The 16359-nt window shown below is 65.1% G+C and carries 15 protein-coding genes; 11 read left to right on the top strand and 4 right to left on the bottom strand.

Annotation, left to right across the window (positions count from 1 at the left end; genetic code table 11):
• The first annotated feature begins 162 nt into the window (after nt 1–162).
• The 8 genes from PI87_RS05905 (at nt 163) to amaB (ending at nt 8566) form a co-directional block, all read left to right on the top strand.
• Complete coding sequence (locus tag PI87_RS05905) at nt 163–1224, top strand: ABC transporter ATP-binding protein (RefSeq protein ID WP_039596740.1); 1062 nt, start codon at nt 163–165, stop codon at nt 1222–1224.
• A gap of 106 nt (nt 1225–1330) precedes the next feature.
• A complete protein-coding gene (locus tag PI87_RS05900) occupies nt 1331–2188 on the top strand; it encodes an ABC transporter permease (protein WP_039596739.1) in 858 nt (285 codons plus the stop codon).
• A 10-nt stretch (nt 2189–2198) separates the two neighbouring features.
• Nucleotides 2199–2993, top strand: a complete 795-nt coding sequence (locus tag PI87_RS05895) for an ABC transporter permease (protein WP_039596738.1) — start codon at nt 2199–2201, stop codon at nt 2991–2993.
• A gap of 13 nt (nt 2994–3006) precedes the next feature.
• Nucleotides 3007–3333 (top strand): (2Fe-2S)-binding protein, encoded by a 327-nt coding sequence (locus PI87_RS05890; RefSeq protein ID WP_039596737.1) that lies wholly within the window; start codon nt 3007–3009, stop codon nt 3331–3333.
• Complete coding sequence (locus tag PI87_RS05885) at nt 3333–4763, top strand: FAD/NAD(P)-dependent oxidoreductase (RefSeq protein ID WP_052321420.1); 1431 nt, start codon at nt 3333–3335, stop codon at nt 4761–4763. Before PI87_RS05890 ends, PI87_RS05885 begins: the two co-directional genes overlap by 1 nt.
• Nucleotides 4756–5889 (top strand): NAD(P)/FAD-dependent oxidoreductase, encoded by a 1134-nt coding sequence (locus PI87_RS05880; RefSeq protein ID WP_039596736.1) that lies wholly within the window; start codon nt 4756–4758, stop codon nt 5887–5889. Before PI87_RS05885 ends, PI87_RS05880 begins: the two co-directional genes overlap by 8 nt.
• Nucleotides 5890–5906: 17 nt before the next feature.
• Complete coding sequence (locus PI87_RS05875; protein ID WP_039596735.1) at nt 5907–6974, top strand: ABC transporter substrate-binding protein; 1068 nt, start codon at nt 5907–5909, stop codon at nt 6972–6974.
• 59 nt (nt 6975–7033) lie between these two features.
• A complete protein-coding gene (gene amaB, locus PI87_RS05870) occupies nt 7034–8566 on the top strand; it encodes an L-piperidine-6-carboxylate dehydrogenase (RefSeq protein ID WP_039596734.1) in 1533 nt (510 codons plus the stop codon).
• A gap of 46 nt (nt 8567–8612) precedes the next feature.
• On the opposite strand, the gene PI87_RS05865 is transcribed toward amaB, so the two are convergent.
• A complete protein-coding gene (locus tag PI87_RS05865; protein ID WP_039596733.1) occupies nt 8613–9875 on the bottom strand; it encodes a serine hydrolase domain-containing protein in 1263 nt (420 codons plus the stop codon).
• A gap of 180 nt (nt 9876–10055) precedes the next feature.
• Here PI87_RS05865 and PI87_RS05860 point away from each other — a divergent pair, with 180 nt between their 5' ends.
• The gene (locus tag PI87_RS05860) at nt 10056–10979 is read left to right on the top strand and encodes a LysR family transcriptional regulator (protein ID WP_039596732.1); all 924 of its coding nucleotides are present in this window, start codon (nt 10056–10058) and stop codon (nt 10977–10979) included.
• A gap of 4 nt (nt 10980–10983) precedes the next feature.
• Here PI87_RS05860 and PI87_RS05855 read toward each other — a convergent pair whose 3' ends face one another.
• Complete coding sequence (locus PI87_RS05855; RefSeq protein WP_039596731.1) at nt 10984–11892, bottom strand: alpha/beta fold hydrolase; 909 nt, start codon at nt 11890–11892, stop codon at nt 10984–10986.
• A gap of 175 nt (nt 11893–12067) precedes the next feature.
• Nucleotides 12068–13138: an NAD(P)H-dependent flavin oxidoreductase gene (locus PI87_RS05850; protein WP_039596730.1), complete on the bottom strand. Its 1071-nt coding sequence runs from the start codon at nt 13136–13138 to the stop codon at nt 12068–12070.
• Between the two features lie 147 nt (nt 13139–13285).
• Here PI87_RS05850 and PI87_RS05845 point away from each other — a divergent pair, with 147 nt between their 5' ends.
• Both PI87_RS05845 and PI87_RS05840 read left to right on the top strand, forming a co-directional pair.
• The gene (locus PI87_RS05845; protein ID WP_039596729.1) at nt 13286–13870 is read left to right on the top strand and encodes a CGNR zinc finger domain-containing protein; all 585 of its coding nucleotides are present in this window, start codon (nt 13286–13288) and stop codon (nt 13868–13870) included.
• A 123-nt stretch (nt 13871–13993) separates the two neighbouring features.
• Entirely contained in the window at nt 13994–14758 is a 765-nt protein-coding gene (locus PI87_RS05840; protein WP_039596728.1) for an SDR family NAD(P)-dependent oxidoreductase, read from the top strand.
• A gap of 66 nt (nt 14759–14824) precedes the next feature.
• Here the strand turns inward: PI87_RS05840 and PI87_RS05835 are convergent, their stop codons facing one another.
• Nucleotides 14825–16261: a M20/M25/M40 family metallo-hydrolase gene (locus PI87_RS05835; protein ID WP_039596727.1), complete on the bottom strand. Its 1437-nt coding sequence runs from the start codon at nt 16259–16261 to the stop codon at nt 14825–14827.
• Nucleotides 16262–16359 lie beyond the last annotated feature (98 nt).

Below are 16359 nucleotides of genomic sequence, written 5' to 3'. Positions count from 1 at the left end.
TGGTTCGATTGTATTCCGCCAATCGGAATAAATAAGAGAAATATTCCAACTACAGCGTATACACCTAGCTGTAATCGATGTCTTGGCACACGCATTGCAATAGCATATCCAACTTGTTCAGATACAGAAGCCTGCGACACCCCCTGTCGCAAAGGATGACCGATGAGCTTTCTGCGCCTCAACCATGTCTCCAAGCAGTACGGTGACCTCCGGGTGGTTCAAGACTTTTGCCTGGACGTGCACAAGGGCGAATTCGTCTCGCTGCTGGGCCCGTCGGGCTGCGGCAAGACCACGACGCTGCAAATGATTGCGGGCTTTGCCGAGGTGTCCGAAGGCACCATCGAGCTGGACGGCAAGGACATCACCCGGGCCAAGACCAACGCGCGTGGCTTGGGCATCGTGTTCCAGACCTATGCGCTGTTCCCGCACATGACGGTGCGCGAGAACGTGGAATTCGGCCTGGAGATGCGCAAGTGCCCGGCGGCCGAACGCCGCGAGCGCGCCATGCAGACGCTGGCGCTGGTGCACCTGGACAAGCACGTTGACCGCTACCCGCGTGAGCTGTCCGGCGGGCAGCGTCAGCGCGTGGCCCTGGCACGCGCGCTGGTCATCAAGCCGCCGGTGCTGCTGCTGGACGAGCCGCTGTCCAACCTCGATGCCAAGCTGCGCGAAGAGATGCAGTTCGAGCTGCGCGAGATCCAGCGCAAGGTGGGCACGACCACCATCATGGTCACGCACGATCAGGCCGAGGCCATGTCGATCAGCGATCGCGTGGTCGTCATGGAAGCCGGGCGCATCACCCAGGTGGATACGCCGCTGGCGGTATACGAGCACCCGCGCAATGCGTTCATCTCCACCTTTGTCGGCAAGGCCAATCTGCTGCATGCCTCGGTGGTGTCCGGCCACGACGGCGAGGTTCGCGCGGCGGTGGGGTCGGTCCACGTGGCATTGCCGGCAGGCACGCGCGTGGGCAGCAACGTCGTACTGGCACTGCGCCCCGAGAAGATGACCTGCACCGCAGACGGCACCGGCCGCTGCGAAGGCCGCGTGACCGAACGCTTCTTCCTCGGCAATCAGTGGATGTACACCGTCGATACGCCGCTGGGCGCGATGCTGGTGTCGGCCGTCAACGATGGCGCCGCACCCTGCGACGTAGGCCAGACCGTGGGTGTGGATTGGCAGGATCGCTATGTGCGCGTGATTGGGGCTGGGGAGGCGGCATGAGCAGTAAGCAGGGGCCCCGCGCAGCGGGGATGCGCACGGCCGCGAATGCCGCCAGCCACCGACACCACGTCGCTAAGTTGACCGACACAAGTGTGGAGGTGGCAGTATGAGCCGACGACCCACCTGGGTGCCATGGAGCATGACCAGCCCCGCGCTGGCTCTGTTTGCCGTGATGCTGTTCGTGCCGCTGGCGTTGAGCGTGATCCTGTCCTTCAACGTCTTCGATGCCGACAAGGGGCCTGTCCCGGGCACCTTCACGTTCGCGCACTACCTGCATGTGGTGCAGGACCCGTACTACTACGAAATCTTCTGGCGCACGCTGCGCGTGTCGGCACTGGTGACGCTGGTGTGCATCCTGATCGGCGCGCCCGAGGCCTACATCCTGAGCCGGATGGGCAAACCCTGGCGCTCGATCTTTCTGCTCGTGATTCTGGCGCCGCTGCTGATTTCGGTGGTGGTGCGCGCATTCGGCTGGAGCATGCTGCTCGGGCCCGAAGGCTTGATCAACGCCGCGTTCAAGGCCATCGGCATTGGCTCGGTCAAGCTGCTGTACAACGAGACGGCCGTGGTGATTGCGCTGGTGCACGTGATGCTGCCGTTCATGGTGATCCCGGTGTGGACCTCTCTGCAGAAGCTCGACCCGTGGGTGGAAAACGCCGCGCTGTCGCTGTCCGCATCACACTTCACCACCTTGCGCCGCGTGGTGCTGCCGCAGGTCATGCCGGGCATTCTGTCGGGCAGCCTGATCGTGTTCGGTCTGGCGGCCAGCTCGTTCGCCATTCCGGGGTTGCTGGGCGGGCGACGCGTGAAGATGGTCGCCACGCTCATCTACGACGAATACCTGAACGAACTCAACTGGCCGCTGGGCGCGGCCATCGCGCTGATTCTGCTGGCAGCCAACCTGATCATCATGCTCGGCTGGAACCGCATGATCGAAGGCCGCTACAAGAAGACGCTGGGTTAAGGGAGCGCACATGCAAAAGAACGGACCGCTCGCGCTCATCTTCAACGCGCTTGTCATCACCTTCATGCTGGCCCCGTTGGTGATCGTGTGCATCGTCGCCTTCACGCCTGAAGAAACGCTCACGCTGCCGACCAGCCACTTCTCGCTGCGCTGGTTTGACCAGGTGCTGCATCACCCCGACTTCGTGCAGTCGTTCTGGAACAGTCTGTGGCTGGGGTTGGCGGCTGCCACGCTGTCTACCGCGCTGGCGGTGCCGGCGGCCATGGCCATCGTCCGCTTTCGGGCGCCGGGCCTGCAGTACCTGCAAGGCGTGTTTCTGTCGCCGCTGATCATTCCGCACCTCGTGCTGGGCGTGGCGCTGTTGCGCATGTTCTCGCTGGTGGGTGGGCAAGGCAGTTTCGGCTGGCTGATCTTCGCGCACGCATTGATCGTCACGCCCTACACGATGCGGCTGGTGATGGCGGCGCTCGTGGGTTTCGACCACACGGTCGAGCACGCGGCCTACTCGCTGGGCGCGAGCAGCTTCACGGTGTTCCGACGCATGACGCTGCCGATGATCCTGCCGGGCATCACGGGCGGGTGGCTGCTGGCCTTCATCAACAGCTTTGATGAGCTGACCATGTCCATCTTCGTGGTGTCGCCTGCCACCGTCACGCTGCCGGTGCGCATGTACATGTACGCCACGGAATCGCTCGACCCGATGATGGCCGCCGTCTCGGCACTGATCGTCTTCCTCACGCTGGCGTTGATGCTGCTGCTGGACAAGGTCTACGGCCTGGACCGCATTCTGATCGGCAAGCATTGAGACAGAGACCACGATGATTGCTCCTGCAAATCCCTCTGCACACGCGCAGCTCCAGCGCCTCAAAGAGCGGAATCGCCCCACGGTGGCGTTCGTGCTGGATGGCCAGCCCGCGCAAGCCCTGGCGGGCGACACCGTGCTGACGGCGGTGCTTACGCACACGCGCCAATTGCGCATCAACGAATTCAGCCAACAGCCGCGTGCCGGCTTCTGCATGATGGGCGCTTGTCAGGATTGCTGGGTGCGTCTGGCCGATGGCCAATCGCTGCGCGCCTGTCAGACCATGATCGAGCCCGGCATGCACATCTGCACGCAGCCGACCAACATTGAGGGAGCCGTGTGATGGTGCAAGCGGCTCCCACACTGCAGCGTCTGGCACAGCAGGATTTGCAGCCCGTCATCATCGGTGCCGGGCCCGCGGGCGTGCGCGCTGCCGAGGCCCTGCTCGCGCATGGCCTCAAACCCATCGTGCTGGACGAGGCGCCGCATTCCGGCGGCCAGATCTACCGCCGCCAACCCGAAGGCTTCGGCCGCACCGCCGCCGAGCTGTACGGCACCGAGGCCGAACGTGCGCAAGCCGTGCATGCCACCTTCGACCACATCCGTCCCCAGCTCGACTACCACCCGCAAACCCTGGTGTGGAATGCACAGCCCGATCTGCTCGACCTGCTGCATGCGCCCACGCGCGAGGTCCGCAGCCTGCCCTGGCGCGATGTGATCGTCGCCACCGGCGCCACCGACCGCGTGCTGCCCGTCCCAGGTTGGACGCTGCCGGGGGTCTACACGCTGGGCGGCGCGCAGGTCGCGCTCAAATACCAGGGCTGTGCGATTGGCGATGCCGTTGTGTTTGCCGGCACCGGCCCCCTGCTGTACCTGGTGGCGTGTCAGTACGCCAAGGCGGGCGCGAAGGTGGTGGCGGTACTCGACACGGCACCCGCCGCCGCGCGCTACAAGGCCGCACCGGCTATGCTGGGCCAGCCTGCGGTCATGGCCAAGGGCATGGCGCTCGTCGCCTGGCTCAAGCTGCACGGCGTGCCCATGCACCACGGCGTGCGACTGTTGCGTGCTGAAGGCGATGCAGCAGTGGAACAACTCGTGTGGCAAGACCGCTCCGGCCGCGAACAGCGCACCGCGTGCTCCGCCGTCGGCATGGGGTACGCGCTGCGGCCCGAAACCCAACTCGCCGATCTGCTGGGCTGCGCGTTCGAGTTCTCCACGCTGCACCGCTGTCATGTGCCCCGCATCGATGCCATGCGGCGCAGCTCCGTCGCGGGCGTGTATCTGGCAGGCGATGGTGCGGGCATCATGGGCGCCGATGCAGCCGAGCTTTCGGGCGAGCTGGCAGCGCTGGCGCTGTTGCAGGATCGCCAGATCCCCGTCGACGCCAATCGCTTACCGCAGTTGCGCCAGCGCCTGCAGAAGATCGAGCGATTCCGTCACGCGCTGGAGACCGCATTTCCCTTTCCCGATGACTGGGCCGCGCACGCCAGCGACGATCTGATCGTATGCCGCTGCGAGAACGTCACCGTCGGCACGCTGCGCCAGACGGCAACCGAATGCAACGCACGTGAACTGAACCGCCTCAAGGCGCTGTGCCGGGTCGGCATGGGCCGTTGCCAGGGCCGCATATGCGGCGCGGCGGCAGCAGAGATTCTTGCGCACGTGCAGTCCGTTCCGCTCGCACAGGTGGGCCGCCTGCGCGCGCAAGCCCCGATCAAACCCCTGCCATTGGATGTGACCGAGGCGACTGAACCGGAGGACCACCATGCGTGAGCAACTCGCGTGTGACGTGGCCATCATCGGCGGCGGCATCATGGGCAGCGCCACGGCGCTGTTCCTGCGGCGTCGCGGGCTGACCGTCACCTTGCTGGAGCGCGACCTGTGCGGCTCGCGCTCCAGCGGCGTCAACTTTGGCGGCGTACGACGTCAGGGGCGCTTCATCGAGCAGTTGCCGCTGGCCCAACGTTCGCACCAGCTGTGGGGGCGCCTGACCGAGTTGATCGGCACCGAGGCGGAGTACGAGCGCAGCGGTCATTTCAAGATCGCCCGCAGCGTGGCCGACATGGAATCACTGGCCAACTACGCCGAGCGCAGCCAGGGCTATGGCCTGGGCCTGCAGCTCATTGAGGGCCGGGCGGCGCTGCAGAAATACTTTCCGATGGGCGGCGACCAGGTTGTCGGCGGTTCGCTATGTCCGGAAGATGGTCAAGCCAATCCGCGCCTGCTGTCTCCCGCGTTTGCCCGTGCCGCGCAGGCTGCCGGCGCCGATGTGCGCGAGCACGCGCCGGTGCAATCGGTGGAGCACGACGGCACGCGCTTTGTCATCCATGCACGCCAGCATGACCGCGACCTGGAGATCAAAGCCCCCGTGCTGGTCAACTGTGCCGGTGCCTGGGCCGCGCAGTTTGCGGCGCAATGGGGCGAGCCGGTGCCCATGTTCACCATCCCGCCCACCATGGGCGTGACCGAGCCGCTGCCGTTCTTCCTGCCCTGGAGCCTGGGCGTGGAAGGCGGCGGCATCTACTGCCGCCAGGTGCGGCGCGGCAATGTGGTGTTCGGCGGCGGGCGTGGCTACGTGCTGGACGATCAGCGCGCACGCTCATCGCACGTGGCCATCCTGCGCCAGTTGCCCCAACTGGCTGCCCTGCTGCCGCAACTCAAGGGCGCCCACATCATCCGTACCTGGAGCGGTACGGAAGGCAACCTTCCCGACGACCAACCCGTGATTGGCGCCAGTGCCCGTCGCCCGGGCCTGTTCCATGCCTTTGGCTTTGCCGGCGCCGGCTTTCAGCTTGGGCCCGGTGTGGGCGATGTCATGGCCGAGTTGATCGCCGAGGGCCGCACCACCACACCCATCGACGCCTTTTCCATCCAACGCTTTCTGCAACCCGCTGCTTGATGCCTCAGGAGACCACCATGAAACACGCGAACCCATCCTTCACGTCCGTCATTGCAGCGGCTGCCGGTGCTGCGCTGCTCACCACCGTCGCTGCCGGCACCGCCCACGCTGAAACCAAGACGCTGTACATCGGCATGAACGGCGGCAACATGGAGCGCACCTACACACAGTTCGTGTTCCCGCCGTTTGAGAAGGCCAACAACGTCAAGGTGGTCGTCGTGCCCGGCACCTCGACCGACATCCTGGCCAAGGCCCAGGCAACCAAGGGCAAAGCGCAGATGCACGTGATGACGCTGGACGACGGTGTCATGTTCCGCGCCATCGGCATGGGGCTGTGCGAAAAGCTCAAGCCTTCGGCCAACCTGTCGGCCGTGCCCGCCATTGCGCACCTCAAGGGCGACTACGCAGTCGGCCTGTCGATGGGGCTGACAGGCCTTGCCTACAGCACCAAGATCTTTGCCGACAAGGGCTGGACGCCACCCACCTCGTGGGGTGACCTGGCCGACCCGAAATACAAGGGCAAGGTGGTCGTGCAATCCATGCCGGCCTCGTCGTTCGGCCTGGACGCCTTCCTGATGTTCAACCGCCTGAAGGGCGGCACGGAAAAGAACGTCGACCCGGCCTTCAAGGCGTGGCCGACCACCATCGGCCCGAACGTGGTGGAGTACATCCCCAACTCGTCGAAGGTGGTGGAGATGATGCAGGCGGGCGATGCCGCGCTGTTCCCCTACACGCTCACGCAGGTGGAGCTGATGAAATCCAAGGGCATCCCGATGGAATTCGTCGCCCCTAAGGAAGGCGCGGTCGTTCTGCTGACCGCGCAGTGTGTGCTGGCCAACAACCCGGATGCCGATCTTGCTCAGAAGCTGTCGGACTACCTGATCAGCCCCGAGGCCCAGGCGCTCGCCATGGAAAACGGCTCCTACAACCCAGTCAATCCCAAAGCTCCACTCAAGGGCAAGGCGGCTGAAGATCAGGCCCGCATGAACACCATCCTCAAGACTGCCGTTGCCCTGGACTGGGACGTGATCAACGCCGAGCGCCCGGAATGGAGCAAGCGCTGGAACCGCGTTGTCGAGCGTTGAGCACCTCGACAACCGAGCAGTATTTTCGATTGAACATGAGAGAACGGTAAGGACTCGCGATGTCAGATTCCCGAACACGATTGCAAGCAGTATTGAACGCCCTGGACCTGGATTTGCAGGCCTACGAGGGGTCGGATTGGACAAGCCGCGCCCCGCGCGATGGCGCCGTATTGGCGACCGTGAAATCGCACACCGCCGGTCAGGCAGACGCGGCCATCCAGAGCGCGCATCAAGCATATCTGGCCTGGCGCACCGTGCCGGCGCCCGTGCGCGGCGAGCTGGTGCGCCGCCTGGGCGAAGTGCTGCGCACGCATAAGGCTGCCCTCGGCGAACTGGTGTCGCTGGAGGCCGGCAAGATCACCTCCGAAGGCCTGGGCGAGGTGCAGGAGATGATCGACATCTGCGACTTTGCCGTGGGCCTGTCGCGCCAACTGCATGGCCTGACCATCGCGAGCGAGCGGCCGGGGCATCGCATGATGGAAACCTGGCACCCGATGGGGGTGGTGGGCATCATCTCGGCGTTCAACTTTCCGGTGGCGGTGTGGTCGTGGAACGCCGCGCTGGCGCTGGTGTGCGGCAACGCCATCGTGTGGAAGCCGTCGGAGAAGACGCCGCTGACCGCCATTGCCTGCCAGCACCTGATGCAGCAGGTAGTCGATGCGTTCAATGCAGAGAAGCCGGGCGCCATTCCGGCGGGGCTGAGCCAACTGCTGATCGGCGGTCGTGACGTGGGCGAAGCTCTGGTGGCAAGCCACCTGGTGCCGGTGGTCAGCGCCACGGGCTCGACCCGCATGGGCCGTCAGGTCGGCGTGAAAGTGGCGGAACGCTTTGGCCGTTCGATTCTGGAACTCGGCGGCAACAACGCCATGATCGTGACGCCCTCGGCCGACCTGGAACTGGCCGCCCGCGCGATCACCTTCGCTGCCGTGGGCACAGCGGGCCAACGCTGCACATCATTGCGACGCCTGATCGTGCACCGCTCGGTGGCTGACACGCTGCTGACCCGCCTGGAAAAGATCTACCAGAGCATCGCGATTGGCGACCCCTTGGCCGATGGCACGCTGGTCGGCCCGCTGATCGACCATGCTGCATTCGATGCCATGCAACAGGCGCTGGCGCTGGCACGCGCTGAAGGCGGCGCAGTGCTGGGCGGCGAACGCCTGCGTGAAGACCTGGGCGCAGATGCCTGGTACGTGCGCCCTGCACTGGTCAAGATGCCGAAGCCGACGAAGGTAATGGAGAGCGAAACCTTCGCGCCCATCCTCTACGTCGTGGTGTACGACGGTGACACAGAAGAAGCGATCGACATCCAGAACAACGTGCCGCAAGGCCTGTCGTCGGCCATCTTTACCGGCAGCCTGAGCGATGCCGAACGCTTCATGTCGCCAGCGGGCAGCGATTGCGGCATCGCCAACGTCAATATCGGCACATCGGGCGCCGAGATCGGTGGCGCATTCGGTGGCGAGAAGGAAACCGGCGGCGGCCGTGAGTCCGGCTCCGACGCCTGGAAGGGTTACATGCGCCGTGCCACCAACACCATCAACTACAGCGGCGCACTGCCGCTGGCGCAGGGTGTTCGGTTCGACGTGTGATGTTCGGTGATGGGCGGCGGCGTGGAATGCTCCGCCGCCCGGATGCTCAGCGCGCGGGACTACCGACTTCGGTGATCGCGCTATAGACCAGCGTGCGCAACTGCCGGCGCACCGGGTAAGCGGACGACGGCAGGACCTGCGTCAGGAACAGACCGATCAGGTCCTCCTGCGGGTCGACCCAGAAGAAGGTGCCGGCCGCGCCGCCCCAGAAGAAGTCACCGGAACTGCCGGGAATCAGCGTGGTCGACGGCGCGACCGTGGTGGCAAAGCCCAGCCCGAATCCCACGCCGTCATAGGCCGCTTCACTGAACATCGAGCGCGGCGACATGGCCGATATGCTGGCCCCGCCCGGCAGATGGTTGGCGGTCATCAGCGCCAACGTCTTCGGCCCGAGCAGACGCGCACCGTCCAGCTCACCACCTTGCAGCAGCATGCGCGCGAAGCGCAGGTAGTCGGCGGCGGTGGACACCAGACCGCCACCGCCGGAAACAAAGCTGGGCGGCTTCAGGTAAGGGCTGGTGCGCGGGTCGTCCTGCAAGGCCGGTCGGTCTGCCACCGCCGTCGAGCCGAGCGCCCCAACGGCATAGCAGGCGCAGAAGCGCGATGCCTTCTCTTCCGGCACATGGAAGGCCGTATCGACCATGCCCAGCGGGTCGAAGATCCGCTCTTTCAGGAAGGTCTCGAACGGCATCCCGCTGATCTTGCCAACGAGATAGCCCAGCACGTCAGTGGAGACAGAATAGTTCCACGCCTCGCCCGGCGAAAACTCCAGCGGCACGCCGGCCAGCTTCTCGATCATGTCGTCGAGCGTGCCGCCGGTCGCGATGTCTCCCAGCTTCAGTCGACGATACGCCGCATCGACATTGGTGTTCTGGTGAAAGCCATAGGTCAGGCCGGAGGTATGGCGCAGCAGATCGACCACCAGCATCGGGCGTGTGACCGGCCGCGTCTGGAAGCTCTCCATGAGGCCGCCGGCGTACACACCCAGGTTCGCCCACGCCGGGATGTACTTGCTGACCGGATCATCCAGCGCGACCTTGCATTCCTCGACCAGCATCATGAGCGCCACCGACGTGACAGGCTTGGTCATCGAATAGATGCGGAAGATCGAATCCTGGGCCAGCGGCACCTGACGCTCGCGGTCGGCCATGCCCAGCACGGCGTTCAAGGCCAGCTCGCCGCGCCGCCACACCTGGACCAGGGCGCCCGGCAGTTTGCCGGTCGCGACATAGGCGTCGTCGATGAAACGTTCGACCCGTTCGAGCCGAGCGCTGGACATTCCCAGCGTTTGCCTGCCTTGCCTATCCATGCCTTCTCCTTGTTATTCGGGCCCACACCAGCGGTGCAGGTTTGCGAGACTCCGATCCGGTCCATGCGAGATTTCCAGCCGCGTCTGTCGGCCAGGTTGACACTGTACAGCCCCCGACCTGCCGCCCGTGGCAGGGCCGTCCTGTGCTTCAATGCGGTTCGACCGCAACACCGCCCCAACATGAAGCGCTTCGACGATTTGTATCTCTTCACACGCGTGGTGGAAGCCGGTGGCTTTTCTGCCGCTGAGCGCGCCACGGGCATCCCCAAATCGCGCCTGAGCCGCCGCATTGCCGAACTGGAAACGCAGCTCGGTACGCGCCTGCTGCAGCGCTCAAGCCATCGTGTGTCGGTCACGCCGGTGGGCGAGGCGGTGTACCGGCATGCGCGCGACATGGCCGATGCGTCCGCAGCCATCGAAGCCCTGGCCGGTGCTGCGCGCAGCGAGCCGGCGGGGGTGTTGCGCGTGGGCACATCGCCGCTGCTGGCCGAGACGTTGCTCGCGGGCTGGCTGGCCGAGTTTGCAGAAACCCACCCGAAGCTGCGCATCGAACTGGACCTCTCCAACACCTATGTCGACCTGATCGAGCAGCGCATTGACGTGGCCATTCGCGCGGCCACCGGGCCGCTGCCTTCGCGTGATGTGGTGGCGCGGCATCTGGCGGTCTCGCCACGTGTGCTGGTGGGCAGCCCCGCCCTGCTTGCGCGTGTGGAAAACCCGAGCACGCCGGCCGATCTCGACAACCTGCCGTGTCTGGGCCAAGGCACGCTCGCACGCAGCCGCGATTGGGTTCTGCAGGACGCACGCGGTCATCGTCTGGCGCTCCCCATTCGCCCGCGCTTTGCCGCCGACAACATCATCGCCCTGCGCGAAGCGGCCATCGCCGGATTAGGTGTGGCCATCCTGCCCCAGCACTGCTGCCATGAAGCGCTTGCTGATCGTCGTCTGCAGACGGTGTTGCCCGGCTGGACACCCGAGCCGGCCGACCTGCATGCGCTGTACCCGTCGCGCGCGGGTGTGGCGCCGTCGGTGAAGGCGTTGGTGGCATTCCTGCGCGAGCGTTTCGCCAAGGAAGCCAGCATGCAGCCGATGACCCGGGGTTAGTCGCTTACTTCACCACCCGGCCGAGGAAGTCGAGCATGCGTGCACCGATTTCTTCGTGGTGCGTCTCCAGCGCAAAGTGGCCGCTGTCGACAAAGTGCACCTCGGCATCTGGCAAGTCGCGCTTGAAGGCCTCCGCGCCGGGCGGAATGAAGATGGTGTCATTGCGCCCCCACACCGCCAGCAACGGCGGACGGTGCGTACGGAAGTACGCGTGCAGCGCTGGATACAGCGCCACGTTGCTCGCGTAGTCCAGGAACAGGTCCATCTGGATGTCGAGCTGGCCCGCGCGGCTCAGGAAGTATTGGTCGAGCAGGTAGCCGTCCGGCGCCACGCGGGCCGGGTCAGGCACGCCGTTCAGGTACTGCCATTGCGTCATCTCGTCGGAGACCAGCATGTGCAGCGCCCGGCGATGCGCTTCGTCCGGGTTGGCCCAATAGGCTTTGACCGGCGCCCATGGGCCCTCGCCCAGGCCATCCTCGTAACCATTGCCGTTCTGCGTGACGATGGCCGTGATGCGCTCCGGATGCGCCATCGCCAGGCGCCAGCCGACCGGCGCACCGTAGTCGAACACGTAGATCGCGTAGCGCGACAGCCCGATCGCCTGCGTAAAGCCATCCACCACGTGAGCGAGGCTTTCGAAGGTGTAGCGGAAGCCCTCCGGCACCTGCGTCAACCCAAAGCCGGGCAGGTCGGGCGCCACCACGTGATAGTGCTCAGCCAGTCGCGGGATCAGGTTTCGGAACATGTGCGATGCACTCGGGAAGCCGTGCAATAGCAGCAGGGTGGGCGCATCGGCCGGGCCGGCCTCGCGATAGAACACGCGCACCCCCTCAACGTCTACGGTGCGATGGCGCACAGCGGTCGGGGCATACGCATCCGCAACGAGATGGGCGGGCTGGACTGGGGCGTTCATGACAGGGCTCCTGGTGAGATTTTGGGGGATGGCACCGGAACCCATAGTAACCATTGAAAATACGTTTTTCAAGTTACATGAAATTTTCCCATCGATCACATTCCGATCTGTGATGCAAAACGAAACGGGCACGCCGTGTGGCGTGCCCGCGCAGGAATGGAGAGCGTAGGAAAACTCAGGTGAGTCGTTCAAGCGCCTGGTTCGCGATGCGACGCGTGATGACCTCGGCAGAGTCTTCCGTGGCCAGTTGGGCACCCTGGCCCGACCATAGGTTGATGAAATCCCCCGAGCCCGTCGGCTCGGTCTTGGCACGCAGCGGCGCCAGCGAACCACCGGCCGTTGGGAAGGCCGGTGCAAACGCACTCATCGGGCCGATCTCACGCATCAGCCGGTTGATGATGCCGCGCGCCGGGCGGCCGGTGAACAGGTTGGTGAGCGCGGTATCCGCATCGGTCGCCTGCTTGAGCGCGGCACGATGGATGGCAGACGTCTTCGCCTCCGGCGAGAGCATGTAGGCGGTGCCGATCTGCACCGCCGATGCGCCCAGGGCGAGCGCCGCCACCACGCCACGGGCGTCGCCAATACCGCCGGCAGCAATCACGGGCACGCGCACCGCGTCGGCCACCTGCGGCACCAGCGCAAACGTACCGACCTGCGATTCGATGGATGTGCTGAGGAACATGCCGCGATGCCCGCCCGCCTCGTTGCCCATGGCGATGATGGCGTCCACGCCGCGCGCCTCCAGCCAGCGTGCCTCTTCCACGGTGGTGGCGGCAGCGATGACCTTCGCGCCGGTGGCCTTCACACGCGCCTGCAGTTCGGGCACTGGCAGGCCGAAGTGGAAACTCACCACCTCAGGCTTGATCTCCTCCACCAGTGCGCAGGTGGCTGCGTCAAACGGCGCGCGGTTGACAGCCGGTGCTTGCGTGCTCAGGTCGATGCCAAGTTCCGCGTAGTACGGCGCCAGATGCGCACGCCACTTGGCCTCGCGCTCCGGATCAGGCTGCGGCGGCGTATGACAGAAGAAGTTCAGATTGATCGGGCCACGCACGGCCGCGCGAAATTGCTCGACCTGCTGGCGGATCTGATCTGCGCTCAACATCGCGCAGGGGATGGACCCCAGGCCGCCCCCGCGCGCCACGGCAATCGCCAGCTCGGCACCACCCACGCCGGCCATTGGCCCCAGCACGATCGGCACCTCAATGTTGAACAGCTCCAATACGCGAGCATCAGGCCATGCGCTCATGATCATCTCCGGCAAAGGTCTTGGATGGACACATGGTAATGCGACCGCCTTTGTGCAGGATTCCGACATCGACAACACCGCCCTCAATGTAACTGGATTAATTTAATAATCCGGTTACAATTCAAGCACCCACCCTTGGCTCATCTCATGTCCTCGCCCGCCGCCGCATCGCCTGACGCACCCATGCTGATCGCCGACCACCCGGTGCTCGACATGCTCAACACCATCGCCAACGTTGACGGCCAGCCGCACGACTTCTGGCGGACCGACGAGGATGTCTCCGACTGGCTTGTGCGCGCCGGCTGGTTGGCGGAGCCGCTGGCTGGCGGCTATCCGCCCGGCGTGCTGCTGGCGGTGGCGCGGCATCTGCGCGACGTGATCCGCGCGCTGGTGGAGGCGCGCAAGGCCGGCCACCCTGCAAGCGCGGATGCGCTCAACGTCTTCCTGCGGCAGGCCCCCAGCCACCCGGTGCTGGTATGGGAGGGCGACACCCCGCGGGTAGACCGCCTGCGCCCGACCGATTCCGTCGAGCAGCGCCTCGCCCCGCTGGCTGAGGCCGCCGCACACCTGCTGGCTGAAGGCGATTTCCAGCTCGTGCGCGTGTGCGAACACCCGGAATGCACACTGTGGTTCTACGACCGCACCAAGTCGCACAAGCGCCGCTGGTGCAGCATGGCGGTCTGCGGCAACCGGCACAAGGTGGCCGAGTACCGCAAGCGCCAGCAAGGCTGATTGCCCACCTCGGCCCCGGTCGTTCCAATGCTGGAACGCCGCGTCGCTGCCGGGCTGGCTGCGCACAGGCCGGCCAATTCGTAACCTGTTCTCCCGAAACATTGCCCCTTTCAGGAGAACACCATGTCGCAAACCCAATCCCCTTCCGCACAGCGCCTGGCAGGCCGCGCAGCCATCGTTACCGGTGGCTCACGCGGTATCGGCGCTGCCGTCTCGCGTCGGTTGGCCGCAGATGGCGCACGCGTGGCCGTGGTCTATCGCAGCAACAGGAGCGAGGCCGATGCGGTGGTCGAGTCCATCCGCAAGACCGGTGCACAGGCGATTGCCGTACAGGCCGACGTGGCCGACGCCGCTTCCGTCAACGCGATGGTGACTACGGTGCGTGAAGCCTTTGGTGCCATCGACATCCTCGTCAACAACGCGGGCATCCTGGAAGGTCAACCGGTGGGGGAGATCGATCTGGCGTCGTTTGACGCGCAGTTCCGCACCAACGCGTTCTCGGTCATCCTCGTGACCCAAGCGGTGCTGCCGCATGTGCCGGCACGCGGCGGGCATATCGTGAATGTGTCGTCGAGCCTGGTGTACCGGCCGCGAGCGGGCCTGGCGGTGTATGCGGCAAGCAAGGCTGCCGTCGATGGGCTCACGCACGCGTTTGCCGTCGAGCTGGGGCCGCGCAACATCACGGTGAACGCGGTAGCACCGGCGCTTACGCGCACCGACATGACAGCACCGATCCCCGATGAGGTGAAGGACCGCATGCGCGAATCGACCCCGCTGGGCCGCCTGGCCGAGCCGGAGGACATTGCCGACGCAATCGCCTTCCTCGCCTCGGATGACGCGCGCTGGGTCACCGGTCGCACGCTCATGACCGACGGCGGCTTCATCTAAGCAACACGCAAATAAAAACGCCGCGCCGGCAAGAACCAGGCGCGGCGTTTGTGCGTGTGCAGACGCTTACTCGGCCAGTTGCTTGACGAGGCGATACAGGAACTCACGACCGTCATACAGGCGCGCGATCTCGATGCGCTCATCCAGACCGTGCGTGCGCAGGTCCGCCGGTTCGGTGAACAGGCCCGACACGCCATACATCGGGATACCGGCGTTGCGCATGAAGCGGCTGTCGGTCGCACCCGTGCTCATGGCCGGGATGACTGGCACGTTCCACATCTGCTGCGTGAGCGCGTCGACGGTCTTCACCAGATCACCATTGAGCGGCGAGGCCGGGCTGGCGAGCGGCTTGTTGATGTAGCGCACGGCGATCTTGTCATTGCCGATGACTTGCTTCAACTGGCGATCAATCTCCGCCGGATCGTCATGCGGCAGGATGCGGCAATTGACGGTTGCCTTGGCCGATTGCGGCAGCGCGTTCTCCGCATGGCCGGCGTTGACCATCGTGGCGACACACGTGGTGCGCAACTGCGCGTTGTAGAACGGGATGGCCGACAGCCGATCGATTGCCGCCTGATCCGGCTTGCCGGTGCCAACCGAGCGCATGTCGTCCGCCAGTTGGCCCGTGGCCAGCGGAGCACTGCGGGCGAAGTAGGTCTGCGTTACGTCTGCCAGCTTGACGGGAAACTGATACGCGCCCAGCCGATCCAGCGCGGCCGACAGCGCATACACCGGGTTCGTCTTGGTCGGCACCGAGCTGTGGCCGCCCACGTCGCGCACCTCCAGTTCGTAGGTGGTGTACATCTTCTCGGCCACCTGAATGCGGTGGAGCACCGGCTTGCCAGCACGCAGCTCGCCTCCACCGCCTTCGTTGATACCGAATTCAGCCTTCACCAGTTCGGGCTTGTTGTTGACGATCCAGTAGGCGCCGTTGCTGGGCACGTCGCCGCGCTCCTCGTCGGTAGTCAGCGCGAGGATGATGTCGCGCGAGGGCTTGAAGCCTTCCTGCTTGAGCTGCCCCAGCACCGAAACAAACGCCGACGCCATGGCCTTGTCGTCAATCGAACCGCGCGCGGTGAAGTAGCCGTCGGTCTCCTGCAGCTTGAACGGGTCGGTCTTCCAGTCGTCACGCTTGGCTTCCACCACGTCGATATGGGCCAGCAGCAAAACCGGCTGTTTCGCGCCCGTGCCCTTGTAGCGCAGCACCAGGTTGCCCTTCTTCGGGAAGGGCTCGATCACCTGCATATCGGAAGCAGCAAAGCCGGCGTCTGTCAGACGCTTTTCCATCGCGCGGGCGGCCTTGGTGGTGTCACCCGCCGAGTGCGTCGTGTTGATCTCGACCAGCTCCTTGTAGATGTCGTGGTAGCGCTGCTGCTCGGGCGTGAGCGTGGCGGGCGCGGGCTTGCTGGCAGGAATGGTCTGGGCGATCGCACCAGCGCTGCACGCCAATACGGCGGCAGACACAAGGGCGCGGACAGAAACACGACGACACTGGAAACGCATGACACCTCCGAATAATCGTTATGGGAACCTGGTCATGGTCCGTAGCGAGCGGCCCGAGGTTGAGCTGAGAAGCACAACCGTACACGGGTACGGTGAGC

Origin of the sequence: Ralstonia sp. A12 (genome assembly GCF_000801955.1) — a bacterium.
In the GTDB taxonomy this organism is placed as follows: domain Bacteria; phylum Pseudomonadota; class Gammaproteobacteria; order Burkholderiales; family Burkholderiaceae; genus Ralstonia.
The sequence above is the reverse complement of the archived record's forward strand: the minus strand, read 5'-3'. Positions and strand labels throughout refer to the sequence as shown.